This window comes from Actinoplanes sp. NPDC051851, from assembly GCF_040681165.1.
GTDB lineage: Bacteria > Actinomycetota > Actinomycetes > Mycobacteriales > Micromonosporaceae > Actinoplanes.
On record NZ_JBFAYF010000031.1, the window covers coordinates 1 to 23,578 of the forward strand.

Sequence of the window (23,578 nt, forward strand, 5' to 3'; positions counted from 1 at the left end):
CGCACGCGTATGCGGCGACGACGCTGGCGTGGGTGGGTGATCCGGCGGCTGAGCAGGTGGCCCGGGATGTGATCACCGAGCTGGAGGAGGAGGGTGCACGTCCTCGGCGGATCGCGTCGGCGAAGCTCGACCTCGGGTTGGCGTTGCTGGCCGCCGAGAAGTCGGAGGAGGCGGCGGCCGAGGCGCGTGCGGCGATGCGGTCGGGGCGGATCGTGCCGTCGAACTGGTGGCGGGTGGTCGAGGTGATCGATGGCGTCGAACGCCAGGGCCTGCCGGAGGCCGGTGAGCTGCGCGAAGAGGCCGAGGCGAGCCACCCGGCGGTAGGCGCCTGATCGCCGTCCGCAGGTTTGCGGACGGCGGCACCGCCTCTGCGGACGGCCATCCACTCCACTTCTCGTGATCGCTCCATGACGATCGGATTAGCGACGGCGGGTGAGGCTGGATCCCGTGAGACGGACCGCTCTGCCCGTTGTCACACTCAGCGCGGCGCGGTGGAATCTGCGCCTCCCGCCGTGCGGTGGAACGCCGCTCCATCTTCGTGCAGGTCGGTGGCCTGCACCAGGTCGGAAGGGCCCCGGATCCCCGCGCCGGCAGCCACCGGAATCCCGTCAGGCCGACCGCACCGCGTCAGGCTGCGCCGAGGTGAGCCCCGCGGGCACCACGCCGGCGGGGACGGACGGTGAGGGCCGGAAGCAGGTCACCATCGGGGTCGACCTCAGGATCTGAGCTGCCAGGGTGACCATTGCACGGCGGCGGCGAAACCGCCGCGGCGGGCGTCGCGGGCGCCGGCTGCGGAGAGCGGACCCTCCTGGTCCGACTTGACGCCGACGCCGATCAGCCGGGTCTCGTAGAAGGATCCGCTCATGCCGCGCCGGACCCGTTCCCACAGGCCGCCCTCGACCAGGGCGGAGGCGTGGGCGCGCAGCATCTCCCCAAGCCGCGCCGGGTCCTCGTCGCAGTCGTCGCACGCGCACGTCGGGAGCGCCTCAGCCCACCAGCGGCCGCAGTGCAGGAGCAGGCCGGTGTCGGTGAACTGGATCGCCAGTGGCGCCGCCGTGGGCGTACGGGGAATGAGCCGGACGGTCCGCGCGAGCGCTTCGTCGAGCCCGAGCGGTTCCTTGGCCTCGCGGCGCTCCACCTGGTAGCGCTCGTTGAGGTCGTCCAGCAGGGTTTCGGCCGCCTCGTGCAGTCGGAGGAAGCGGTCCGGATCGGTGGCGTGCGGATGACCGTCCACCAGTGCAGTATGCCGCGCTCGGCCCGCGACACCCGGTGCTCCGGTGGATACGCCATTGTTCGTCAGGCGAAATCTCCGGCCTTGATCCCAGCGAGGAAACCGTGCCACTGCGCACGGTCGAGGCTGAGTGGCGCTCCGGCCCGGTCCTTGGAATCGCGCATCAGGAACCGGTCCCCGTCCGTTGCGACCTCGACACAGGCGCCGTTGGAGCATCGTTTGCTACGACGCCACTGCGGACCATTCGTCGTTTCGATCATTTTGTGCACCTCCGTCAGGGTTCGTATCCACGGTATGCGAACGAACCGGGCACGGAAGATGCCTCACGTGAGTGAAAGCGAAATGACGCCGCAAATCGCCTGAAAAGCGAGGAATGCGACGTCTGAAAGACCCTTAAATGGTTTATGCGATTATTCTTGACCTGCCCGTCCCGGCGCCTTTGCGGCGTGCGCGGGACGGGCGGTCCTGAGCTTTCACCTGACTGAACTCGGTGAGGCCGGAGGCCGTAGTGGGGGCCGAGCCTCGTATATCAGAGTCGTCAGAAACGGAACTCGCCCGCCGTGACACCCTCGACGAACGCGTCCCACTCGGCCTTCGTGAAGGTCAGAGCGCTGGCGTCCGGGTTCTTGGAGTCGCGGATCAGGTACTGGTCGTCGACCTTGGCAACCTCGACGCAGGTCGACGTACCGCAGCGGCTGCTCTTGCGCCACGCGGGCGTGTTCATGGATTCCATCAGGGACCTTCCATGGGTCGCCGGGCCCCTCGTTGGGCGCGGCCATTTGGCTATGCGTATGTGCTCGGAACAGTTGCGTGGTGGCCACGTTCCGAGGTTTGGGAAGCGCTGCCGCAGGCAAGCCGATCATGTCGTTCTCGAGTGCGGTGTGGTGCAGTCGTCGGGTCAGCAACAACTTGCCACCTCGCAGATTGCCTACCGGCTACCAGCGAGGTCGCGGATATCCTAGTACTGTCCTATCAGAACGACGGCGTCGAGGTGCCGATTTGGGTGACAAGCCCGGGTCACTCGTTAGGGAGGCGGTCATCACCGCTGGTCAGGCGGCTGCCAGGCCGTATCCCCACGCGGTTGGTCGACCGTCTTCCATGGCCCGGCGGAGCGCTCGGCCGACCTGGTTGAAGACCCGTACATCGGAGGAGGAATAGAGCACCACGGCGGTTCCGTGATACTGCGCGTGGAGCTCCCAGCGCCGGGGTTGCCGCCAGACGACCGCCACGGCGGGGCTGGCGACGGCGAGGAAGCCGAATACGTAGAGCGTCGGGTCGGCGAGCAGGGTCCAGGCCGCGGCCGAGGTGAACAGGATTCCGGCGGCGAGGTGCGGCGCGAACGATCGAACGCGCGCGGGGGTCTGGACCACACCGACATTGCGCAGATGCTGCACGGCGAAGTTCAGCGCGACGGGCGTCGTACGCCAAACGAACTGGTCATCGGTCACCACAGCGTCGGGGCCCTGGTAGTAGGTGCGTGTGCGCATGCGAACTCCCCTTCGCGGTTGCTTGCGAGGTGGGGGAGGCTGGGCCACCATTGGCGAAGAGACACTTCCCGCCTCGCGGTCGCGCTGACGCAGTGCAGTAACTGAGTGGCAGTAACTGAGTGGCAGTAACTGACGCGGTGCAGTAGAGGACGCAGTGCAGTAGAGGTGGACAACGGCACCCGTTTGCCGCCGGGTGCCGTTGTTTGGTCTCTCCCTCCAACTCCGCCCTTGTTGCTCTACAGCCAGTGAAGCACGCCACCATCCTGACCGCTACTCGTCAATTTGCCATGTAGCAGATGACGGAAACCTCGGGCCGGGCCCCGGGTGTGTCGGGGAGCATGGAGGGTGGCGTTTCGTCGCCGGAGACGCCGGGTAGGCCAACCGAGGATTCCGCGATGAACCTGCGCGATCGACGCAGGTGGGAGGGCGAAACCCGATGGAGAGCCGATTGAGCGTCGCCGGCCAGGCGGTGCAGCCCATCCTCGTGATGTTCCCGCTCGGGCTGTTCGCGATGGCCGTTTTATTCGATATCGCCGATTTGCTGGGTGGGCCTACCATCCTCGGCGCGTTGGCCTACTGGAACATCGTGGCGGGCCTGGTGACGGGTATCCTCGCGACCCTGGCCGGCGCGGTGGACGCGGCGATCGTGCGCCGCCCGCAGGACCGCCGGCTCGGCGTGCTCCGCACCCTGATCAACATGGGCGTGCTGGTGGTGTTCGCGGTGATCCTGATGGTCCGGGTGCGCGCTCAGGACCGGGTGGCCGGCGGCGGACTGTTCCTGGTCGAGCTGCTCGCCCTCGCTCTCGCGGGGTACGGATCGTGGTTCGCCGGCCGGCTGGCGAACGGCCACGCCCCCGCCTTCGCGCGCGCGGTCGCCGGCCAGCGCAACCTCTGAGCGGCTGGGAGATTCGGCCGGCGCACCTGCTGAACGGGCTCCCTGAAGATCCGGCCGGCGCAACCTCTGAGCGGCCCCGTGCGGGTTCAGCGCCGGCGGCCGGTGTTCCCGGTCTCCAGCGTGCGGATCTGGTCGCTGATGAAGTCGAGGGTCTCCTCCTCGGTGGCCGCCTCGTGCCACACCTTCTCGTACCGGGCGCGGTGCTTGGCGGCGGTGTCCCGGTCCTCGATCATCTCGTCGTTCAGGCCGGTCTCGCGGTACAGCACCTCGCCCTCGCCGAGCACCAGCAGGTCGAAGCTGGCGTTGTTGGTGAGCGAGGCGTCGAGCGAGAAGGGCACCATCCGGACCATGATGAGGTGCTCCTCGGCGAGCCGCCGGATCTCGCGCAGCTGCTCGGCGAAGACCGTTGGGCCGCCGATGCTCCGGCGCAGCACGCCCTCGTCGAACATGACGTAGACGCGGACCCGGTCGGCCTTGGTCCGGGTCAGCAGTGCCTCGCGGCGCCGGCGCCGGGCCTCGATGCGGAGCTCGCGCTGGCTCTCGTTGAGCTCGTCCTCGAAGCGGGTCATCAGCGCCTGCGAGTAGGCCGGCGTCTGGAGGGGGCCGGGGACGTAATAGATCGTGTACGACCGGATCTGCGTGGCCTCGTTCTCGTACTCGGTCAGCTTCCGGAGGGAGTCGGTCAGGTTCTCCCGGAACTCGGGAGTCTGGTACCAGGCGGTCTGCCGGGTCCGGGCGAGTCGCGCGTCGGCGATCAGCGACGTGGTCATCGCCTTGTCGCGGACGCCGAGGTAGTTCAGCAGGGGCCGCAGGTCGTTCGGAGAGATGCTGACGTCGCCGTTCTCAATCCGAATGACCTTGCTGAGCGACCACTCCATCTCCTCGGCGACCTGGGCCTGAGTGAGGTCTGCCAACTCGCGCGCCTCGCGGACTGCAAGCCGCACGCGTCGGCGCGCGACCGTGGGCGAGTCACCCTCAGCCATGTCTTTTCACCATCAGATCGTTGCTCGTACCTCGACGGACGGTGACCGCGAGGTTTCGGACATCCTATTACTGTCCTATCAGAACAGCCGCCGCAAGCACTAAGTCATGACAGCCGCACTGAGAGTGTGTCTGCGGCCGCGCCGGTGTGGAGTGTGGCGTCGGGAGGGGCGGAGTGAAATGGGGGTCGGACAACAAACGGCGCCCGGTTGCCGCCGGACGCCGTCACTGCTCCCCGCTACGCAAAAATCCGCCCGCGTAGCACTGGAACCAAGCTAAGCACGCTATCCGGCGATCCGCCACCAGACAGAGTGCCACGTTGCACCCTGCCTACCGGCGCGATGGCCGAACTGCCGTCGCGCCGGACCCAATTGTAACGGGCAAACTCGTTTCGGTTCTTTCCCGCGAGCCTTTCGGCCAGGGCGTACGCCCGCACGGTCAATAGTTCGCACCATGGCTGGAAAGCGGCATCACGCCGGTCGCAGACTTCCTCTACGAGGTTGTCGATCACGTCGGGGACCTCGGCGCCGGTCGACGTCTACAAGGGCCGGACGGCGCCCGCCGACCTTTCTGGGGGCAGCGACGGCCCCGGACCCTCCCCCGGTCCGGGGCCGTCGCGTTTCCGCAGTCTCGGCCGGCACGGTCTCGGCCGGCACGGTCCCGGCTGGTGCTCAGGGGCGCCTGACGCGGAGCGGGGGCACCCCTGAACGCCGGCCGGGACCGTCAGCGGGCGGCAGCGGAGGCGGCCCACTCCTCGTCGGCGGCCTTCTTCAACGCCATGCCGTGCTCGCCGTCGTAGGAGACCAGCTTGGGCAGGAGCGCGCCGAGCACGGCACAGCCCGCCACGCAGAAGACGCCACCCATCCAGATCGCGCCGGGAACGCCGAGCGAGGTCCGCGCCATCAGGCCGGAGCGGAGCTGACCGGTGAGCGGACCCGTCGTGTACGAGAGCATCTCGATGCCCGCGAGCCGGCCGCGCAGGTGATCGGGGATGGTCTGGTTCCAGAGGGTCATGCGGAAGATGCCCGAGATCATGTCCGCGGCGCCGGCGAACGCCAGGCAGAACAGGGTGAACCAGAGCGTGTGGGAGAGGCCCACACCGGTGATGCCGACACCCCAGAACGCCGCGGCGACCAGCACCATCAGGCCGTGCCGGTGTACCCGGGCGGTCCAGCCGGAGCCGAGGGTGGCCAGCAGGGAGCCGACGGCGGGTGCCGCGTAGAGCAGGCCGAGCACGCCGGCGCCGCCGAGGCGTTCGGCGAGGAACGGGTAGAGCGCGGAGGGCATGCCGAAGAACATCGCGTTGATGTCGACCAGGTACGTGCCGAGCAGTTCGGGGCGGGACTTGGCGTACCGGAGGCCGGTGACCACGCTGCTCAGCGAGGGCCGGTCGGCGGCCGGGGGCGGCGGGACCGCCTTGACCAGGGTGAGGCAGATCAGCGAGACGACGAAGGTGCCGAGGTCGATCGCGTACACCCAGGCGAGGTCGACGCTGGCGAGCAGGATGCCGGCCAGTGGCATGCCGAAGAGCTGGGCGAACTGGGCGCCGAGCGACTGCAGGGCCATGGTGGCCGGCAACTGCTCCGGCGTCACCAGGCGCGGGACCATCGCCTCCAGGGCCGGACGCTGCAGCCCGGCGATCGCCGCGGTGAGGAACGCGGCGATGTAGAGCAGCCAGAGGTGCGGCTCGGCGGAGAGCGAGTTGATCAGCAGCAGCCCGCAGACCAGGGCGAGCGCCAGCTCGCTGCCCCGGACCAGCAGCCGCCGGTCCAGGTAGTCGGCGAGCGCGCCACCGACGAACGCCATGATCAGCAGCGGGGCGAGCTCGCAGACGCCGAGCAGGCCGACCATGAGCGGGTCGTCGGTGAGCTTCGCGACCTGGTAGGGGATGGTGACGTAACTGATGAACGAACCGAAGCTGGTTACCACCCCGCCGGTGAAGACGAGCCGGAAGTCCCGGGACGTGCGCAGCGGGGTCAGGTCCAGGCTCAGGCGCTTGCGGGATGTCACAACGGGCCATCCTGCCGGATGTGAGCGGTTTCTCGCATCGCGATATGCGCCATGACCGGGCTACTTCATGACGAGCCTGCCGGTCTCCTGGAACGTCGCGAGATCGGCCAGCGCCTCCTCGATCACCAGCGAGCGGTCGCCGGGCATGGCGTCCAGCGCGAAGAAGCCGGCGTCCACGCTCTCGTCGGTCTGCCGGAGCAGCTCACCCTCCCAGGTGTGCACGATGAAGGACATCAGTACCTGCTGGTACGTGTGGCCGTACTGGTTGGTGTAGGTGATCGCGGTGTAGAACGCGTACGGCGTGAGCGAGGTGGCCGTGAGACCGGTCTCCTCCCAGAGCTCGCGTTTCGCGCACTCCTCCATGCTCTCGCCCAGCTCCATCGCGCCCGCCGGGATCGCCCAGCGGTGGTTGTCCGAGCGCTGGATCAGCAGGAGTCGCCGATCCTCGTCGAAGACCAGCGTCCGGGCGCCGACGAAGAAGATCGTGTCGACGTCGCCGATGCTCGCGCGCACCTTCCCCAGGTACGACTCCGCCCACGTCAGCCCCACCGGACCACCCCACCGCGAAGATCAGATTCATAGCCCATGGGCCGAGCGTAGTCACGCGGACTTCTTGGCGGCCTTCGCGGCGGTGACCTTCTTGGCCGGTGCCTTCTTCGCGGGAGCCTTCTTCGCGGGAGTCTTCGTGGCAGGGGCGGCGCGTGCGGTCTTCGCCGGGGCGGCCGCCTTTTGAGCGGGTGGGGGCTCGGACGGCGTACTGGAGGAATCTCGTGCTGAGCGTGCGCGTTCGACGGAGGCCTTGAGCGCCGCCATGAGATCGATGGCCGCGGGAGCGGCCTCCTCCGCCTCCTCGGGCTGGACCACCTCGCGACCCTCGACCTTGGCGTCGATGACCTCCTGGAGGGCGGCGCGGTAGTCGTCGGTGAAGTCGGCGGGCCGGAAGTCGGCGGCCATCGAGTCGATCAGGGAGCCGGCCATCGCGAGCTCGGCGGGGCGGGTCTCGATGTCGTCGTCGAGGAAACCGAATTCCGGGGTACGCACCTCGTCGGGCCAGAGCATGGTGTTGAGGACCAGCACGTCGTCGCGGACCCGTAGGGTGGCGAGCTGCTCACGCTGACGGATCGCGATCTTGACGACGGCCACCCGGTCGGCGTCCCGCAGGGCGTCGCGCAGCAGGATGTAGGGCTTCGCGGCCTGTCCCTCCGGTTCGAGGTAATAGGCCTTCGCGAAGAGGATCGGGTCGATTTGATCGGCCGGAACGAATTCGAGTACGTCGATCGCGCGTGAGGTGCTCAACGGCAGTTCCGCGAAATCCTCGTCCGTCAAGATCACCATTTCCCCGCCGCCGATGTCGTAGCCCTTGGCGATGTCGTCATAACTGACCACCTCGCCGTCGACGGCACAGGTGCGCTGATATTTGATCCGGCCGCCGTCGGTGCGATGCACCTGGTGGAAACGGATGTCCTTCTCCTCGGTGGCGGAATACAGCTTGACGGCGATCGACACCAGGCCGAACGAGACCGCGCCTTTCCAGATCGCACGCATGAAGATCCTTCATCCCGACGTCAGAGCCATCCTGATCAGGATGGCATCACTGAGACACCTGCGTAAGGTGAACGCTTTTGCCTATGGTGATCGAGTGCCGGGTGCACCCCTCTCCCCGATGCTCGCAACCGCGGGCGGGTTGCCGCTGGGCCCGGACTGGAGCTATGAGTTCAAGTGGGATGGCGTTCGGGTGCTGGCCCTTTTCGGTCCCTCGCCGGAGCTCTTCGCGCGCTCGGGTGCCGTGGTGACCGCCGCGTACCCGGAGATCGCCGACCTGCACCTGCCCGAGGGGACGCTGCTCGACGGCGAGATGGTGGTCTTCGACGCGGCCGGCCGGCCGTCGTTCACCGCGCTCGCCGAGCGCATGCATGTCCGCGATCGAACACGGGCCGCGCGACTCGCCGCGACGCTGCCCGCCACCTACCTGATCTTCGACCTGCTCTACCTCGACGGGATGGACTACACCGGGCTGCCCTATCTGGCCCGCCGGGAGCGACTGGAGGAGCTGGACCTGGCCGGGGAGCGCTGGATGGTGCCGCCCTCGTTCGGCGACGGTCCGGCGACCGCGGCCGCCGCCCGGGAGAACCGGCTCGAGGGCGTGATGGCGAAGCGCTCCGACTCGGTCTACCTGGCCGGGCGCCGCTCGCCGGACTGGGTCAAGATCAAGTTCGACCGGACCGGGGACTACGTGATCGGCGGCTGGCGTCCCGGTGCGCGCAAGCTGGGTGGGCTGCTGGTGGGCGTACCCACGCCCGAGGGGCTGGCCTTCCGCGGGCGGGTGGGTGGCGGGATCGGCGCCGTGACCGAGAAGGATCTGCTCTCGCGGCTGGCGCCGCTCGCCAGCGACGTCTCGCCGTTCGCGCCCGGAGCGGTGCCGCGCGAGGATTCCCGGGGAGCTTTCTGGGTACGCCCGGAACTGGTCGCCGAGATCAAATACGGAAACGAGACGCCGGACCGGAGACTGCGGTTCCCCCGATTCCTCCGGCTCCGCGACGACAAGCTGCCCTCGGAGTGCGCCGATGAAGCCGCTGCTGGTCACGATTGACGGCCGGGAGGTCCAGCTCTCCAATCTGGACAAAATGATGTTTCCGGACTTCTCCAAGGGCGAAATGATCGACTACTACACCCGGATCGCCCCGGTGTTGTTGCCTCATCTGCGCGACCGGGCGGTGACCCGGATCCGGTACCCCGACGGCGTCGACGGCGCGCACTTCTTCGAGAAGAACAGGCCCGGCGGAACCCCGTCCTGGGTACGCCTCGAGACGCTCCCGGTGCCGGGCTCCACGAGGAGCCGGGAGACCATCGACTTCGTGGTCGTCGACGAGCTGCCCACCCTGGTCTGGCTCGCGAACCTGGCTGCGATCGAGCTGCACACCCCGCAGTGGCGGATCGGCGCCGACCCGGACCTGCTGGTGGTGGACCTGGACCCGGGCGCGCCGGCTGGGCTGCGGGAGTGCTGCGCGGTGGCGGTGCTGATCCGGGAGCGCCTGGCGGCGGACGGCATCACCGCGTTCCCGAAGACCTCCGGGCGCAAGGGCATGCAGCTCTGCTGCCCGATCTCGGGCACCCAGGACGCCGAGGTGGTCTCCGGGTACGCCAAGCGGGTCGCCGAGGACCTGGCCACGATGGTGCCCGGCTCGATCACCGCGAAGATGGCGAAGCAGCTGCGCCCCGGCCGGGTCTTCATCGACTGGAGCCAGAACAGCGCCGCGAAGACGACGGTGACGCCGTACTCGCTGCGCGCCGGCCCGGTCCCGGCCGTGTCGACCCCGCTGACCTGGGACGAGACCGCGGCGATCGCGGTGGGGGAGGCGGAAGCGCGACAATTCGGTCCGGCGGAGGTGCTGGCGCGGGTGGCGGCCTCCGGCGATCTACTTTCTCACCTCATTTCCTCTGGACCGCCCGTTCCATGATCGATTAGCGTCCCGACGTGCGCTTCTCACGGGGGATCGTCACGGCGGTCCTGATTCCCTCGCTCCTGCTCGCTCCCGGCACCCCGGCCCTCGCCGACGACGCCGCCCTCCTCTCCACCACCGGCCTGACCGACGGTCAGCTGATCAGTTACCAGACGCTGTTCCATCCGGTCATCGCCGATGACGTCACGGCGGTGTGGACGATGATCGACGGTCATACGCGCAAGTACACCGGTGCGATCGCCCGATCGACCGGGGTTCAGATCATGTCGCTCGGGGTGCCGACCGACACCGACTTCGACGTCACCGTCCGGGCCTACGACGAGGCCGGGAACTACAGCGAGCTGAGCACTCCGGTGCACACCGACTTCATCTCACCCACCGCGACGGTCTCACCCGCGAGCAACGCGCTGGTGCACGGCGTCACCACGATCACCGCCTCGGACCTGCCGGACGATGTCGCCGCGGTGATCCTCCGTGACGGCGATACGGAGATCAGCCGGGCGACCTCGGCGCCCTGGGAGCTGAGCTGGGACACCGCCGTGGCGGCGACCGACGGCCGGGTGACGATCGATGTCGTCGACCGGGCCGGCCTCGACACCGCCTACAGCCGCTACTACGAGATCGACAATGCGGGTCCGGTGGTCTCCTTCCCCAACTGGAGAGACTCCTACGTCTTCTCGGACGGGACGCACGGGCTGTCCCGGCCGTCCTATCAGGATCAGTCGGGAGTGGACCACGTCGAGTGGTGGGTCGACGGCGCGTTGGTCTCCACCGACCGGACCGGCGGTTTCTCCTACGACTGGGGTGCGAAGAGCCGTACCGCGAACCTGGAGTTCCGCGGCTGGGACATCAACGGGTACGCCTCGACGCAGGACTTCACGGTGACGGTGGACGCCGACGCGCCGACGGTGACATCGTTGACGCCGGCGTCCGGCGCCCTGGTCCGTGGCGCCACCGTCAAGAGCCGCTTGACCGCCACGGACGTATCCTCCGTCCTCTCCATCGTCCCGCGTGGCACGGACAACTACGAGCTGGTGAGCCCGACCGCCACCGCCTGGTTCCCCGCGGGCGGTGACGGAAAGCTCACCATGACCTGGGACGTCTACGACGTCTTCATGCATCACGCGGTCGTGCGGCGCACGGTCGTGGTCGACAACACCAAGCCCAAGCTGACGACGACGGCATCGCGCCACGGGTCGAAGATCAAGGTGACGGCGTCGGCGAGCGACCGGAACGGCGTCGCCAAGGTGCAGCTGCTGGTCAACGGCAAGGTAGTCGCCACCGACACGAAGGCGGCCTACGCCTTCACCGTGAACGCCAAGAAGTACGGCAAGAAGTTCACGGTCAAGCTCCGCGCCTACGACAGGGCGGGCAACGTAACCACCTCGAAGGCGCGCACCTGGCGCCGCTGATCGTGGAAGGGATCATGGCCGAGGTGGCGGGCGCAGGGCTCGCATAGAGCGCTGCATGCTCGCCGCCCTGATCAGCTGGATGAACGTGCTCGGTGACAGGACGCGGCTGTGATCGCCCAGCCTGCCGTCCCGGTAGGCGGTGAGAAAGCCCTTGTCCCGTGTCACGCAGTAGACGTTCGCCAGCAGATCCGTCTGGCCGAGGTGCCGACAGGCGCCATAGACCTTTTCCATCTTCGTGGTCGAGGGGCGGATTGCCGTCCGGGAACGGGTTTCCCAGATCGCCGCCGGAGGACTGCCTGGTCAGATCGATGATCAAGTCATCGACAAGGGCTTGGGCGTGTTCGGCCGACCATCCCAGGCCGCGATATCCGGTGGCCGGATCCGGCGTTGTGGACTCCTGTGCCTTTCTTCGGACCACACTGTTGACGTGGGCACATGTCCATACCTCCAGCAGTTGGTCACCGGCGAAACGGCCGGACGTGCAGATGCCGATGGCGCGGAGAGAGTCGTGGGCCGGGTCCGTGGGATGCGGTACCGGGTCCCGTGCGAGCCGTGCGATTCGTGAGCGTAGAGCGTCCCAGGTGAACGGGGCGCCGAGAAGCTCGGCGGCATCGAGGTAGATGTTGCAATCGAAGAGAACGAGATGCCGCTGGGCCTCGGCCTTCTCCATCGCTCAGGCGTCCACGCGGGTCGCGTGCTCGCCGGGATCGAGGTTGGCGCCGCCCCAGCGCTCGTCGCCGACGTCTGCGGAATCGTCGTCGAGTGAGCGGAGGATCGCGTCGATGTCGACCGGGCCGGACGATGTCGGCTGGTGAAGGTGAACACCGACGGTGGCGAGGTCGGTCGCCGTCCGGCCGCCGAGGCGGCGATGTGCGCGGTAGAACCGCGCCATCGAGTCGGGGCTGATGACGTTGCTGCAGCCGGCCTCGGGTGGCAGGTCGCCTCGGGCCTCCTGCCAGGGCCGTTCCACGTGGGTCAGCACGCTCAGCTCCTCGCCGGACATCGACCCGTAGACGCTCAGGACGAGGTCGATCAGGTCCGAAGCGAGATCGTCGAGGTCGACTTCATCGACGTTCTGTGCGGCCGCGCGGCGGGTTGCCTGGCTCTTGCGGGTGCTCCACACGTCGTAGACGACCGGGCCGTCTCGCCACGCCTGGATCTCCTCCTCGAACAGGGGCTCGTCGGTGATGGCCAGATGCCAGGCCTGCACGTAGTAGAGGAGCTTCTGGAGGCTCATGGCATCGATCCAGGGCCCGGACCGCGCGATGATCACAGACGCGAGCTCGTCAGCCGTCACCACGTGATCACCCCTAACTCGTCCAGTGGTGCATATCCAGCATCCCACAGGATATGCGACCGCTTTCGAGAGCCATTCTAGTCGAACAAAAGTTCTAATTCACCGTTCGCGGGCTGTTTGGCATCCATGCCTCGACCTACCTTGCGGCGCAAGGTACTCTGCTTCGCATGGCAGATGTCGCGCATTTGGCCTCCGGCCTGAGACGCGGGACGCTCGAGTTCTGTGTGCTCGCCATGGTCGAGCGGGAGGACCGGTACGGCACCGAGATCGTGAGGCGGCTCGGGGAGGAGCGGAGTCTCGCGGCCTCCGAGGGCACCATCTATCCGCTGCTGTCGCGGTTGCGGCGGGGCGGTCTACTGGACAGCAAATGGGCCGAGTCGCCCAGCGGGCCGCCCCGGCGGTACTACAGCCTCACGCCGGACGGGCGGGCAGCGCTGGAGCAGTTCCGCACCGAGTGGGTCTCGTTTCGAGGGACCGTCGACCGCCTTGTGGGAACGGGTGAGGACGCATGAAGGCGAACCAGACCGACGTCGTCGGTGAGTACCTGCACGAGGTTGACCTGCGCCTGAGCGGGCTCCCTCTGCTGCAGAGGCGGGAGCTGCTCGCCGACCTGGCGGCGCACATCGCCTCCGAGCGGACCGAGCGCAACGTGCAGTCCGAAGGGGAGCTGCTGGAGATCCTGGAGCGGCTCGGCAGCCCCGAGGTGGTGGCCGCGGCGGCGTACGACGAGGCCGGCACCCGGCCACCGAGGCCGGCGCCGAAGCCGTCGCGCCGGACGACCTGGATCGTGGCCGCGGCGGCCGGCGGTGCGGTGCTGGTCGTCCTGATGTTCTGCGCGTTCTTCGCCTTCGCCGGCGGCAGCGAGACGCGGCCGGTGCCGGCCGAGGTCGCGACGGCGCCGGCCGAGGTGGGGTCGGCACCGGCCGAGGTGGCGCCGGTGCCGACCGTGACCGGCTAGTCGACCTGCGGGAGCGGCGGGCCGAGCACGTCGTCCGCGTCCACGATGGTGTACGCGTACCCCTGCTCGGCCAGGAACCGCTGCCGGTGCGCGGCGTACTCGGTGTCGATGGTGTCCCGGGAGACCACGGTGTAGAAGTGCGCCTGCCGTCCGTCGCCCTTGGGACGCAGCACCCGGCCGAGTCGCTGCGCCTCCTCCTGGCGGGAGCCGAAGGTGCCGGAGACCTGGATCGCCACCGCGGCCTCGGGCAGGTCGATGGAGAAGTTGCCGACCTTCGACAGCACCAGGGTGCGCAGCTCACCGGAGCGGAACGCGTCGAAGAGCCGCTCCCGCTCCTTGTTGGTGGTCGAGCCCTCGACGATCGGGGCGTCCAGGTATTCGCCCAGCGTGTGCAGCTGGTCGAGGAAGCCGCCGATCACCAGCACCTGCTCCTGCGGGTGCTTCTCGACCAGGGCCTTCACCACCGGGAGTTTGGTACGCGCGGTCGCCGCCATCCGGTACCGCTCCTCGGCCTCGGCGACCGCGTACGACATCCGCTCCGCCTCGGTGAGCGTGACCCGGACCTCGACGCACTCGGCCGGGGCGATCCAGCCCTGTGCCTCGATGTCCTTCCACGGGGCGTCGTACCGCTTCGGGCCGATCAGCGAGAAGACGTCGCCCTCGCGGCCGTCCTCGCGGACCAGCGTCGCGGTGAGGCCGAGCCGGCGCCGGGCCTGCAGGTCCGCGGTGAACCGGAAGATCGGGGCGGGAAGCAGGTGCACCTCGTCGTAGACGACCAGGCCCCAGTCGCGGGCGCCGAAGAGGTCGAGGTGGGTGAAGGCGCCGCCGCGCCGGGAGGTGAGCACCTGGTACGTCGCGATGGTGACCGGCCGGATCTCCTTGCGCTCGCCGCTGTACTCGCCGATCTCCTCCTCGGTCAGCGTCGTGCGGGCCAGCAGCTCCCGCTTCCACTGGCGCCCGGCCACCGTGTTGGTCACCAGGATCAGCGTGGTCGCCTTGGCGGTCGCCATCGCGGCCGCGCCGACCAGCGTCTTGCCCGCGCCGCAGGGGAGCACGACGACACCGGAGCCACCGGCCCAGAAGCCGTCGACCGCCTCCTGCTGGTACGACCGCAGCGTCCAGCCGTCCTCGGCCAGCGAGATCTCGTGTGCCTCGCCGTCGACGTAGCCGGCCAGGTCCTCGGCGGGCCAGCCGAGCTTGAGCAGGGCCTGCTTGAGACGTCCGCGCTCGGAGCCGTGCACCGCGATCGTCTCGTCGTCGATCTTCGCGCCGAGCATCCCGGCCAGCTTCTTCGACTTGGCGACCTCGATCAGCACGATCCGGTCGAGGCCGCGCAGGACCAGGCCGTGCACCGGGTCGTTCAGCAGCTGGAGACGGCCGTACCGGTCCATCGTCTCGGCGACGTCGACCAGCAGCGCGTGCGGGACCGGATAGCGCGAATACTTGATCAGGGAGTCGACCACGCTCTCCGCGTCGTGGCCGGCGGCCCGCGAGTTCCACAGGCCGAGTGGGGTCAGGCGGTACGTGTGCACGTGCTCGGGCGAGCGCTCCAGCTCCGCGAAGGGCGCGATCGCCATCCGGCAGGCCTTCGCGTCCGGGTGATCCACCTCCAGCAGGAGGGTCTTGTCCGATTGAACGATCAGTGGTCCGTTGCTCACCCGTTGTCCGCCCCTCACCCAGCAAAAGCCAACCATTCAGTTTGCCACGGATCCGCGTGCAACATTCCGGACGGCTTGCGCGTGTGTAGGTAGGGGTCGCGGCTCAACGGGGGGCAGCGACCCCATGATCATTCCTCGGTGACCGCCGCGGTGATCCGGTGCAGCGCGAAGGTGTGCAGGCTCTCGCCGCGCTCGTCCTCGGCTCGCAGGTATCCGGCGCTCAGCGAGACGGGGCGGACCAGCCGGGAGAGCGTGGCGCCGTGCGAGTCGACGTACCCCACCCAGACCCGCGTCTTGTCCCGGACCGCCTGCTGCAGCACCGCCATCGCCTGGCTGTGCTGCTGCACCGCGGTGAGCCCGGGCACCGCCTGGCCCTGCGCGGCGCGGACGGTGACCGGCGCCCGACGGGCCGCGCGGGTGGCGAGATCGCCGCGCCGCAGCTGCTCCACCACGCCGGCCAGGCGCGGGCCGAAGAGCTGCGGCGGCCCGGACGGCTCGGCGATCCGCGGTGTCCGGCTCGGCGCCCGGCGGGCCTTCGGCCTGCTCAGCACGGCCGCGCCGCCCGCGTCCTCGGCCACCGGGGCGAAGCCCGCCTCGCGCAGCGCGCCGAGCAGCCGGGCCACTGGCCGCGGGCTGACCAGCACGGTCGGCGCGATCCGGCGCAGTTCCAGGGTGCTCAGCCGCTTGTCCGCGACCACCTCGGCGAGCAGCGCCTCGTCGTCGCTGCGCAGGTAGGAGCCGGCCGATCCGCTGCGCAGACCGCCGTGCCGCCGTGCCGCGTCGTCGATCAGGTAGGTCAGGGTCTGCGGGACCGGCGTACGGGACCGGCGGCGGAAGAGGGTGTGCAGATCGTCGGCGCGATAGCCGACGTCCAGCGCGCGCCGCACGCTCGCCGGGGTGACCCGGAACACGCTCGCGCCGCCTGCCGACTCCGGCTCGGCGATCACGTCGAGTTCCGCGCCGAGCTCCGGCTCGGGTGGCCCGGGGACCACCACCGTCAGGTCGGCCTGCACCAGCACGTGGTCGACCGGCGCGGGCAGGAGGTGGTCCAGCGCGCGCACGGCGTCCGCCGGCGCGTCCTCCGGGTGCAGGCCGAGCGGGTCGCTGTCGTTCTCCGCGGGATCGTTCAAGAGCAGGTTCGCGTACGACGTCAGCGCGCTCAGCCCGGTGACCCCCAGCAGCGCGGCACCCGTGAAGGCGTCCCGGTGTACGGCCTCCCGGCCACGCGCGCGCCGGGGCGCCTGCCAGGCCAGCAGCCCGAGCAGGTCGTCGACGGCGGGCGCCGAGCCGGGCGGCAGACCGGTCAGCGCGTCCAGGGCCTCCCGGCGGGCCTGCGGCGCACCGGCCCGCTCGGCGTCGGGGGAGAGCGCGTTGATCGGGCGGTCCCGCTCGTCCCGGGCACCGACCAGTCCGGGCTGGCGGGTCATGGTCAGCCAGGTACGGGCCAGGGTCGCCCAGCGGCGGGCCACGCCGGTCGCCCGCCACAGGTCGTACGCGCCGGTGGGGAGGAACACGTCCTGGGCGCCGCCGGCGGTGCGGGCGGCGTTCACCTCGGACTCGCCGAGCAGGCCGGCCGCGTACGCGACCTCGACCAGCAGCGCGGCGCCCGGCTCGTCGAGGCCGGCGGCCCGGGAGAGGCGCTTGAGGTCACGGACGCCCAGACCGCCGGTACGCAGCACCGGAGCCGGCTCGGCCGCCAGCGCCTCGAGGATCGCCTCGGTGGCCCGGACCGCCTCCATGGTCTGCCCGGCACCGGCCGAGTCGATCGCCTTGACGTCCCGGACCGCCGCGTCGGGCCGCGGCGGGAACGGGCGCAGCACACCCAGCGGCCCGCTCTCCCGGCGCAGCAGCAGGCCCACCTCGCGGGGCAGTTCGACCAGCTCGCCGTCGGCGCGCGGCGCCCGGCCGGCCTCCGAGATCGGCACCAGGATGTGCTGCTCGACCAGCCAGCGGATCGGCTCGGCGGTCGGTGCCTCCGACCGGCCGGACCCCGCGGCCGGGTCTCGTGGGGCCGTCGCCGGGTCACGCTGGAGGGCGGGCCGGCGCAGCGAGCCGACCGGCGGGCCGGCGGCGAGGCGGTCCAGCACGGCGCGGGCGCCCGGCGGGGCGGCGAGCACCGTGCGGCGCAGCCTCGCCCCGTCGGCGCAGAGCGTGGCGGCCCGGGGGTCCAGGTAGTCGGCGGGGCGGCCCAGACCGGCCGGGTACGGCGAGGTGACCTCGTCGACGGCGCCGACGACCTGCAGCGCCTCCGGCGGGCCGTGCAGCAGGAACCGCACCCGGAGGCGGTCCACCGCCACCCGTACGTCGTCCGGGTCCACCCCGGTGGCCAGCTCCAGGATGGCGTCGACCGAGGTCAGGGCGGTGTCAGCGGCCCGGGTGACCCGGGCGGCGTCCAGGATCAGCAGGGTGAACTCGTCCAGCCCGTCCAGGCAGCGGCTGACCGAGCCACGCGACTGTGCGCGTACGGCGAGAGCGGAGATGTCGGCGGGCACCGGAACGACGAGGTCGGGGCGCAGCTGGAGGAGCGCGCCGAGCGCCTCGTCGGGGAGCGACCGGAGTTGATCCGCAAATGTGGTGGCCATCGTCTTCAACGCTAACGTTCATGGGACGATGGTGACGGGTCCGGGCGTGGCCGGATCTTGATTGCGAGGAGGACCGAACGTGGCGTCGAAGGCCAGCACCGCGGGCACCGCCGTTCCGACGACGGAGGGCAAGGTTCGTGGCGTGGACATGAAGGGTCAGATCCACGTCTCCGAGTTGATCTCCGACCGGGCCGCCGCCCCGTCGCCCTTCGGCGACGACCAGACCTTCCCGCTGCCGATCGACCGGATCACGTACATCCCGCTCAGCAACCAGTGAGTGGCGCGGTCGGCTTCGACCTGGACATGACCCTGGTCGATTCGCGGCCGGGCATCCGCGCGGCGTATCGGGAGCTCACCGCCCGGACCGGCGTCTTCGTCGACGCCGACCTGGCGGTCTCCCGGCTCGGGCCGCCGCTGCGGACCGAGTTGGGCGAGTGGTTTCCGCCGGCGGACGTGGAGGCCGCGGTCACCACCTACCGGGGGCTTTACCCGGATTACGCGATCACCCCTTCAGTGCCAACTCCCGGTGCGCTCGAGGCGCTGAGCGCCGTCCGCGCGGCGGGCCTGCGGGTGGTCGTGGTCACCTCGAAGCTGGGCCGTCTGGCCCGTCTACACCTCGATCATCTGAGCATGCGCGCCGATGAACTGGCCGGTGACCTCTTCGCGGAGGGCAAGGCATCCGCGCTGGTGGAGCACGGTGTGCGGTATTACGTGGGCGACCACACGGCGGACATGGTGGCGGCGCGTACGGCCGGGATCCCCGGTATCGGCGTGGCCACCGGACCGTGCTCGGAGGCGGAGCTGCGGGAGGCCGGAGCGGCATATCTGCTGCCCGATCTGACCGGGTTCCCGGCACTGCTCGGCGAGATTGCAGTTGGGTCTTCGCCCGCGGCTGGATAGCCTATCCGTGAGCAGTTGTGTCCATTGAGTGAAGTTGAGGTCAGCGGTGCCCACGGGTCGAGTGAAGTGGTACGACGCGACGAAGGGATTCGGGTTCGTCACCAGCGATGAGGGCGGTGACGTCTTCCTGCCCAAGGGCGCTCTGCCGGCGGGAGTCACCGAGCTGAAGACGGGCCAGCGGATCGAGTTCGGCGTGGTGGACAGCCGCAAGGGCGCGCAGGCGCTCGGAGTGAAGTTGCTGGACGCGCCGCCGTCCCTGGTGCAGCGGGACGCCGAGGCGCGCCGCCGCCCGGCGGAGGAGCTGGCCAGCATGATCGAGGACATGATCAAGGTGCTGGAGAGCCAGGTGCAGCCGGCCCTCCAGCGTGGGCGCTACCCCGAGAAGAAGACCTCACTGAAGATCGCGCAGCTCGTGCACGCGGTCGCCCGCGAATTCGAGATCTGAGCTGCCCGGGTTCCGAAATACGGGCTAGACGAACGACGGCACCGCAGGCGTCAATCCCGCCGCCGCCGCGCGTCCCAGGAGGGCGTCGGCGGCGGCGAGTCCGTCTCTGCCCAGCTCAAGGGTGAACTCGTTGACGTAGAGCTCGATGTGCTGCTTCACCACCGCGGGCTCCATCTCCTGCGCGTTGGCGAGGATGAACTCCTGGCTGGCGGCGGGATTCAGCCAGCCGTACCGCAGCGACTCGCGGACCCACCCGGTGGCGGCGGCCGGGTCGACCGTGCCCTTCTTCGCCAGGATCGCGCCGAGCGGGATGGGCAGGCCGGTGTCCGACTCCCACCACTCGCCGAGGTCGACCAGGGCGGTCAGCCCATACCTCGGATAGGTGAACCGGGCCTCGTGGATGACCAGGCCGGCGTCGTACGTGCCGTCGGCGACGCCCGGCATGATCTGGTGGAACGGGACCACCTCGATCCTCGCCGGCCGCTGGCCCTCGGCCCAGAGGCGGAAGAGCAGGTAGGCGGTCGTTCGGTCGCCCGGCACCGCGACGGTCGCGCCGTTCAGGTCCGACCGGCCCTCGCGGGTGAGCACCAGCGGACCGCAGCCCCGGCCCAGCGCACCGCCGCAGTGCAGCAGCTCGTAATCGTCGAGCAGCCAGGGCAGCGCCGCGTAGCTCACCTTGACCAGGTCGAACTCGCCGCGCTCGGCCGCGGTGTTGGTGACGTCGACGTCCGCGAAGGTCAGGTCGACCGGAGGAGCGCCGGGGACCAGGCCGTGGATCAGGGCGTGGAAGACGAAGGTGTCGTTGGGGCAGGGGGAGACCGCGAGGGAGAGCGCCACGTTCCTCACGCTAGTCCCGCCCGGGGCCGTCCGCCCGGTCCGGCGGCTGTCTGGCTGTTCACATCGCCGTTCACAGGAAAATATTCATCTTCACCTCTGGTTTAACGGTGACCTGCGCCTCATACTCCGTTTTGTTGGATCATGTGATCGACCAAGGGGGTGTGCGTGCCGTCTCCGCTGGTGAAACCATCCAAGCTCGTCGCGGGCGTCCTGGTGCTGGGACTCGTCGGCGGGCTCTCCGCTCCGGCCGAGGCCGCGGACACCTGGACTCCCGCCTATGACCTGGAGGGATCGTGCGTCACCCTCCAGGCGTACAACGGCTCCACCTCGCTCGGCTACGTCTTCAAAGACTCGGTCGGGTACGGCTTCACCAGCACGGCGTCGAAGGCGGAGCCGTTCCGCTTCGAGGCCACCCAGCTCGGGCGCTACCTGCTGCGCGACGGTGACGGGGCGCCGCCCTACCAGAGCACGCTGGGCTGGGTGTGGGCCGGCGACTCGTACGGCGACCGTGCCGACTGGACGGTCAGCGTGAACGGTTCCGGTCAGTACAGGTTCGTCTCGACGGCCACCGGGCAGCAGATGGGCTCGTACTGGGGTGGGCTCGGTGCGGGTAGCGCGACGATGGCGCTGACCGCGACGACCGGGTGCGCCGCGGTGCCGGACATCGCGACCGGGGTCAGCGGGACTCCCGCCGCGGGCGTGGACGCCAGCGGGAACCTGGTCGGCTGGATCGACGCACACGCGCACGTCACCGCGGCCGAGGCGTTCGGCGGGTCGATGCACTGCGGTGACCCGTACGCCAGCGGTGGGGTGGAAGTGGCCCTGAAGGGCTGTGCCTCGCACGCGACGCTCGGCTGGGGCGCGCTGCTGGAGGCGATCATCGCGGGCACCGACCCGATCAACTCCTCCGAGCAGGGCTGGCCGACCTTCACCGACTGGCCGCAAACGGACACGATGCTGCACGAGGCGTCGTACTTCAGGAGCCTGGAACGGACCTGGATGTCCGGCCAGCGGGTGCTGAACGTGCTGCTGGTGGCGAACCGGGTGATCTGTGACCTGACGCTGGAGCACACCTCCTGCGACGAGATGGACCAGATCCGGGCGCAGGCCGCCTACCTGTACAAGATGCAGGACTACATCGACGCCCGCAGCGGTGGACCAGGCAAGGGCTTCTTCCGGCTGGCCACCACGCCGGAGCAGGTGCGCGCCATCGCCGCCCAGGGCAAGCTCGCCGTCACCATCGGCGTGGAGAACTCGGAGATCTTCGGCTGCCGCGAGATCAACGACGTGCCGCAGTGCACCACCGCGGACATCGACGCCGGGCTCGACGAGCTGCAGAGCTTCGGGGTGAGCGGGTTCTACCCGGTGCACAAGTTCGACAACGCGTTCGGCGGCACCCGCTTCGACGAGGGCGTCACCGGTGCGGCGATCAATGTCGGTCAGCTGCTCTCCAGTGGACACTGGTGGCAGGCGACCAGCTGCGAGGGGCCGTCCGACAATGAGCAGCCGCTGGTCAGCGATGACCTGGCGAAGCTGCTGGAGCTCGGCGTCTCGCTGCCGGCCGGCACCATCCTCCCGGTCTACCCGAGCGGCAAGATCTGCAACATCCGCGGGCTCACCACGCTCGGTAAGTACCTGATCCAGCAGATGATGGACCGGGGCATGATCATCCACATCGACCACATGGGCGTGAAAACCGCGTCCGCCGTGCTCGACATGGCCGAGGCGGCGAACTACGCGGGTGTCACCTCGGTGCACACCTGGGCGGACCGCACCCTGGTCAACCGGGTCCTCGGCCTCGGCGGCTTCGTCGCCAGCTACGCCTTCGCCGCCACCGACGACGGCTCCGGCACCCCGACCTTCCTGGACGAGTGGCGGGCCAACACGGCCCTCGCCAACGGCTCGAAGATCACCGGGTACGGGGTCGGCACCGACGTGAACGGGCTGGGTCCCCAGGCTGCCCCGCGCCTGACCGCCGGATCCAGCCCGCTCACCTACCCCTTCACCGCGACCAACGGCACCACGGTGAACAAGCAGGTCTGGGGCACCCGCACCTTCGACCTGAACACCGACGGCGTCGCCCAGTACGGCCTCTACGCCGACTGGGTCACCGACCTGGTCAACCAGGCCGGCTCGGACAAGGCGACCCTGAAGAAGCAGCTGCTCAACGGGGCCGAGGCGTACGTCGAGATGTGGGAGAAAGCCCGCTCATGACCGTGACCGCCGTTCCGGTCCGGCGGGGCTGGATCACCGCGTACGTCCTGGCCATGGTCGGTGTCGCCGCCGGCTGGTTCGGGCCGATCCAGATCCTGCTGCCGGAACAGGCGGCCCGGCTCGCCGGTACGGACGGCAAGGAGGCGCTCCTCGCGCTGGTCACCGCGGTCGGCGCGGCCGCGTCGATGGTGTCCAACCCGCTCTGGGGCGCCCTCTCCGACCGGCTGCGGTCCCGGCGGCTGATCTTCATCGCCGGGACCGTGATCGGCGTGGCCGGCCTGCTGGTCCTCGCCGCCGCCGGCTCCACCGGGGTCATGGTGATCGGTTGGGTACTGGTCCAGACCGGTCTCAACGGTCCGCTCGCCGCGCTCGCCGCGCTGATCGGCGACCGGGTTCCGGAACAGCAGCGCGGTACGGTCGGCGCGCTCTTCGGCGTCGCCCAGATCATCGGCGTCGTCCTCGGCACCGCGCTGGCCGTCGCCGTCGGGCAGGGCACACCCGGGTACCTCGCGGTGGCGGTGGCCGTACCCCTGTTGGGTCTCGCCCTTCTGCTGATCAATCGGGAACCGGCGCTGGACCGGCAGGCCGAACGGGAACGGATCCAGTGGCGGGTGCTGCTGCGGCCCGGCGCCCAGTTCGCCTGGGCCTGGGCGATGCGCTTCCTGCTCAACCTCTCCAACGCGCTGGTGCTGGTCTACCTCTACTACTACCTCTCGGACGAGGTGGGCGTGACCGACGCCGCGACCTGGGTGCTGGTGGTGACCGTGGTCAACGTGGTCTTCGCCGGGATCGCGGGCGCGACGGGCGGCGTGCTCTCCGACCGCCGGGGGAAGCGGAAGATCTTCGTGGCCGTCGGCGCGGTGGTGATGACCGCCGGCACCGTCCTGATGGCCCTGTTCCCGGTGGTCCCCGTGGTACTGGCCGCCTCGGTGCTGGTCGGGGTGGGCTGGGGTGCGTACGTGGCGGTGGACATGGCCGTCATGACACACGTGCTGCCGGACGCCGAGACCCGGGCCACCATGCTCGGCGTCGCGAACGTGGCCGGAACCCTGCCGCAGCTGCTCGCGCCGGTGCTCGCCGCGCCGATCGTCACCGGGCTCGGCGGCTACCCGGCCCTGTACCTCGTCACCTCGGCCGCGGCGCTCCTCGCCCTGGTCTGCCTGCCCCGTCTGCGGGCACTGCCGTGATGCACTTCTGAAAGGAAGACCTG

23 protein-coding genes and 1 pseudogene are annotated in these 23,578 nt (G+C 69.6%); 12 read left to right on the forward strand and 12 right to left on the reverse strand.

The window, feature by feature from the left end:
• Positions 1-332, forward strand: a pseudogene (locus AB0M08_RS26805) (transcriptional regulator); the annotation flags it as partial.
• A gap of 383 nt (positions 333-715) precedes the next feature.
• On the opposite strand, the gene AB0M08_RS26810 reads toward AB0M08_RS26805, so the two are convergent.
• The 4 genes from AB0M08_RS26810 to AB0M08_RS26825 form a co-directional block, all read right to left on the reverse strand.
• The gene (locus AB0M08_RS26810) at positions 716-1,234 is read right to left on the reverse strand and encodes a DUF6226 family protein (RefSeq protein ID WP_364498617.1); all 519 of its coding nucleotides are present in this window, start codon (positions 1,232-1,234) and stop codon (positions 716-718) included.
• Positions 1,235-1,296: 62 nt separating this feature from the next.
• The gene (locus tag AB0M08_RS26815; protein WP_364498619.1) at positions 1,297-1,491 is read right to left on the reverse strand and encodes a DUF397 domain-containing protein; all 195 of its coding nucleotides are present in this window, start codon (positions 1,489-1,491) and stop codon (positions 1,297-1,299) included.
• 278 nt (positions 1,492-1,769) lie between these two features.
• Positions 1,770-1,964: a DUF397 domain-containing protein gene (locus AB0M08_RS26820; protein WP_364498622.1), complete on the reverse strand. Its 195-nt coding sequence runs from the start codon at positions 1,962-1,964 to the stop codon at positions 1,770-1,772.
• Between the two features lie 316 nt (positions 1,965-2,280).
• Positions 2,281-2,718: a DUF6232 family protein gene (locus AB0M08_RS26825; RefSeq protein ID WP_364498624.1), complete on the reverse strand. Its 438-nt coding sequence runs from the start codon at positions 2,716-2,718 to the stop codon at positions 2,281-2,283.
• 448 nt (positions 2,719-3,166) lie between these two features.
• Between AB0M08_RS26825 and AB0M08_RS26830 the strand changes: the two genes are divergently transcribed.
• Positions 3,167-3,613 carry a DUF2231 domain-containing protein gene (locus AB0M08_RS26830; RefSeq protein ID WP_364498627.1) on the forward strand — a complete coding sequence of 149 codons (447 nt, stop codon included), beginning with the start codon at positions 3,167-3,169 and terminating at the stop codon, positions 3,611-3,613.
• Between the two features lie 86 nt (positions 3,614-3,699).
• Here AB0M08_RS26830 and AB0M08_RS26835 read toward each other — a convergent pair whose 3' ends face one another.
• The 4 genes from AB0M08_RS26835 to AB0M08_RS26850 all read right to left on the reverse strand — a co-directional run bounded on the left by AB0M08_RS26835 (position 3,700) and on the right by AB0M08_RS26850 (position 8,149).
• Positions 3,700-4,596: a helix-turn-helix transcriptional regulator gene (locus AB0M08_RS26835; RefSeq protein WP_364498628.1), complete on the reverse strand. Its 897-nt coding sequence runs from the start codon at positions 4,594-4,596 to the stop codon at positions 3,700-3,702.
• A 721-nt stretch (positions 4,597-5,317) separates the two neighbouring features.
• Positions 5,318-6,604, reverse strand: a complete 1,287-nt coding sequence (locus tag AB0M08_RS26840; RefSeq protein ID WP_364498631.1) for an MFS transporter — start codon at positions 6,602-6,604, stop codon at positions 5,318-5,320.
• 60 nt (positions 6,605-6,664) lie between these two features.
• Positions 6,665-7,153 carry an NUDIX domain-containing protein gene (locus AB0M08_RS26845; RefSeq protein ID WP_364498634.1) on the reverse strand — a complete coding sequence of 163 codons (489 nt, stop codon included), beginning with the start codon at positions 7,151-7,153 and terminating at the stop codon, positions 6,665-6,667.
• A 51-nt stretch (positions 7,154-7,204) separates the two neighbouring features.
• Positions 7,205-8,149, reverse strand: a complete 945-nt coding sequence (locus AB0M08_RS26850) for a Ku protein (protein ID WP_364498637.1) — start codon at positions 8,147-8,149, stop codon at positions 7,205-7,207.
• A 94-nt stretch (positions 8,150-8,243) separates the two neighbouring features.
• Here AB0M08_RS26850 and AB0M08_RS26855 point away from each other — a divergent pair, with 94 nt between their 5' ends.
• Genes AB0M08_RS26855 through AB0M08_RS26865 form a run of 3 tightly spaced genes read left to right on the forward strand, consistent with a single transcriptional unit; the run spans position 8,244 to position 11,477 of the window.
• The gene (locus tag AB0M08_RS26855) at positions 8,244-9,194 is read left to right on the forward strand and encodes a DNA ligase (protein WP_364498639.1); all 951 of its coding nucleotides are present in this window, start codon (positions 8,244-8,246) and stop codon (positions 9,192-9,194) included.
• Positions 9,169-10,062: a non-homologous end-joining DNA ligase gene (ligD, locus tag AB0M08_RS26860; protein WP_364498642.1), complete on the forward strand. Its 894-nt coding sequence runs from the start codon at positions 9,169-9,171 to the stop codon at positions 10,060-10,062. Before AB0M08_RS26855 ends, ligD begins: the two co-directional genes overlap by 26 nt.
• Before the next feature lie 17 nt (positions 10,063-10,079).
• Positions 10,080-11,477 carry an Ig-like domain-containing protein gene (locus tag AB0M08_RS26865; protein ID WP_364498645.1) on the forward strand — a complete coding sequence of 466 codons (1,398 nt, stop codon included), beginning with the start codon at positions 10,080-10,082 and terminating at the stop codon, positions 11,475-11,477.
• A gap of 673 nt (positions 11,478-12,150) precedes the next feature.
• Here AB0M08_RS26865 and AB0M08_RS26870 read toward each other — a convergent pair.
• Positions 12,151-12,714 carry a type II toxin-antitoxin system antitoxin SocA domain-containing protein gene (locus AB0M08_RS26870; RefSeq protein WP_364498648.1) on the reverse strand — a complete coding sequence of 188 codons (564 nt, stop codon included), beginning with the start codon at positions 12,712-12,714 and terminating at the stop codon, positions 12,151-12,153.
• Between the two features lie 227 nt (positions 12,715-12,941).
• On the opposite strand from AB0M08_RS26870, the gene AB0M08_RS26875 reads away from it, so the two are divergent.
• Together AB0M08_RS26875 and AB0M08_RS26880 are read left to right on the forward strand one after the other, a co-directional pair.
• Entirely contained in the window at positions 12,942-13,286 is a 345-nt protein-coding gene (locus AB0M08_RS26875; protein WP_364498651.1) for a PadR family transcriptional regulator, read from the forward strand.
• On the forward strand, positions 13,283-13,732 hold the full coding sequence (locus tag AB0M08_RS26880; protein ID WP_364498653.1) for a hypothetical protein: 450 nt from the start codon (positions 13,283-13,285) through the stop codon (positions 13,730-13,732). Before AB0M08_RS26875 ends, AB0M08_RS26880 begins: the two co-directional genes overlap by 4 nt.
• Here AB0M08_RS26880 and AB0M08_RS26885 read toward each other — a convergent pair.
• Complete coding sequence (locus AB0M08_RS26885) at positions 13,729-15,390, reverse strand: DNA repair helicase XPB (RefSeq protein WP_364498656.1); 1,662 nt, start codon at positions 15,388-15,390, stop codon at positions 13,729-13,731. The two genes, AB0M08_RS26880 and AB0M08_RS26885, sit on opposite strands and share 4 nt — an antisense overlap.
• Positions 15,391-15,518: 128 nt before the next feature.
• A complete protein-coding gene (locus AB0M08_RS26890; RefSeq protein WP_364498659.1) occupies positions 15,519-17,972 on the reverse strand; it encodes a helicase-associated domain-containing protein in 2,454 nt (817 codons plus the stop codon).
• 79 nt (positions 17,973-18,051) lie between these two features.
• On the opposite strand from AB0M08_RS26890, the gene AB0M08_RS26895 reads away from it, so the two are divergent.
• From AB0M08_RS26895 to AB0M08_RS26905, 3 genes are read left to right on the forward strand one after another with little or no spacing between them, the layout of a single operon-like run.
• Complete coding sequence (locus AB0M08_RS26895) at positions 18,052-18,249, forward strand: hypothetical protein (protein ID WP_364498661.1); 198 nt, start codon at positions 18,052-18,054, stop codon at positions 18,247-18,249.
• On the forward strand, positions 18,246-18,872 hold the full coding sequence (locus tag AB0M08_RS26900) for a haloacid dehalogenase-like hydrolase (protein WP_364498664.1): 627 nt from the start codon (positions 18,246-18,248) through the stop codon (positions 18,870-18,872). The genes AB0M08_RS26895 and AB0M08_RS26900 overlap by 4 nt, the downstream gene beginning before the upstream one ends.
• 46 nt (positions 18,873-18,918) lie before the next feature.
• Positions 18,919-19,317, forward strand: a complete 399-nt coding sequence (locus AB0M08_RS26905; protein WP_364498666.1) for a cold-shock protein — start codon at positions 18,919-18,921, stop codon at positions 19,315-19,317.
• A 24-nt stretch (positions 19,318-19,341) separates the two neighbouring features.
• Here AB0M08_RS26905 and AB0M08_RS26910 read toward each other — a convergent pair whose 3' ends face one another.
• Positions 19,342-20,154, reverse strand: a complete 813-nt coding sequence (locus tag AB0M08_RS26910; protein ID WP_364498669.1) for a 1,4-dihydroxy-6-naphthoate synthase — start codon at positions 20,152-20,154, stop codon at positions 19,342-19,344.
• A 180-nt stretch (positions 20,155-20,334) separates the two neighbouring features.
• On the opposite strand from AB0M08_RS26910, the gene AB0M08_RS26915 reads away from it, so the two are divergent.
• Positions 20,335-22,368: a hypothetical protein gene (locus AB0M08_RS26915; protein WP_364498672.1), complete on the forward strand. Its 2,034-nt coding sequence runs from the start codon at positions 20,335-20,337 to the stop codon at positions 22,366-22,368.
• Positions 22,365-23,555 (forward strand): MFS transporter, encoded by a 1,191-nt coding sequence (locus tag AB0M08_RS26920; protein WP_364498675.1) that lies wholly within the window; start codon positions 22,365-22,367, stop codon positions 23,553-23,555. The genes AB0M08_RS26915 and AB0M08_RS26920 overlap by 4 nt, the downstream gene beginning before the upstream one ends.
• Positions 23,556-23,578: the final 23 nt, after the last annotated feature.

What these genes read in the sequence shown, in the direction of transcription:
- AB0M08_RS26815 (WP_364498619.1), bottom strand. Translation starts at nt 1,491, where the DNA reads ATGATCGAAACGACGAATGGTCCGCAGTGGCGTCGTAGCAAACGATGC.
- AB0M08_RS26820 (WP_364498622.1), bottom strand. Translation starts at nt 1,964, where the DNA reads ATGGAATCCATGAACACGCCCGCGTGGCGCAAGAGCAGCCGCTGCGGT.
- AB0M08_RS26825 (WP_364498624.1), bottom strand. Translation starts at nt 2,718, where the DNA reads ATGCGCACACGCACCTACTACCAGGGCCCCGACGCTGTGGTGACCGAT.
- AB0M08_RS26835 (WP_364498628.1), bottom strand. Translation starts at nt 4,596, where the DNA reads ATGGCTGAGGGTGACTCGCCCACGGTCGCGCGCCGACGCGTGCGGCTT.
- AB0M08_RS26850 (WP_364498637.1), bottom strand. Translation starts at nt 8,149, where the DNA reads ATGCGTGCGATCTGGAAAGGCGCGGTCTCGTTCGGCCTGGTGTCGATC.
- ligD (WP_364498642.1), top strand. Translation starts at nt 9,169, where the DNA reads ATGAAGCCGCTGCTGGTCACGATTGACGGCCGGGAGGTCCAGCTCTCC.
- AB0M08_RS26870 (WP_364498648.1), bottom strand. Translation starts at nt 12,714, where the DNA reads ATGAGCCTCCAGAAGCTCCTCTACTACGTGCAGGCCTGGCATCTGGCC.
- AB0M08_RS26875 (WP_364498651.1), top strand. Translation starts at nt 12,942, where the DNA reads ATGGCAGATGTCGCGCATTTGGCCTCCGGCCTGAGACGCGGGACGCTC.
- AB0M08_RS26880 (WP_364498653.1), top strand. Translation starts at nt 13,283, where the DNA reads ATGAAGGCGAACCAGACCGACGTCGTCGGTGAGTACCTGCACGAGGTT.
- AB0M08_RS26890 (WP_364498659.1), bottom strand. Translation starts at nt 17,972, where the DNA reads ATGGCCACCACATTTGCGGATCAACTCCGGTCGCTCCCCGACGAGGCG.
- AB0M08_RS26920 (WP_364498675.1), top strand. Translation starts at nt 22,365, where the DNA reads ATGACCGTGACCGCCGTTCCGGTCCGGCGGGGCTGGATCACCGCGTAC.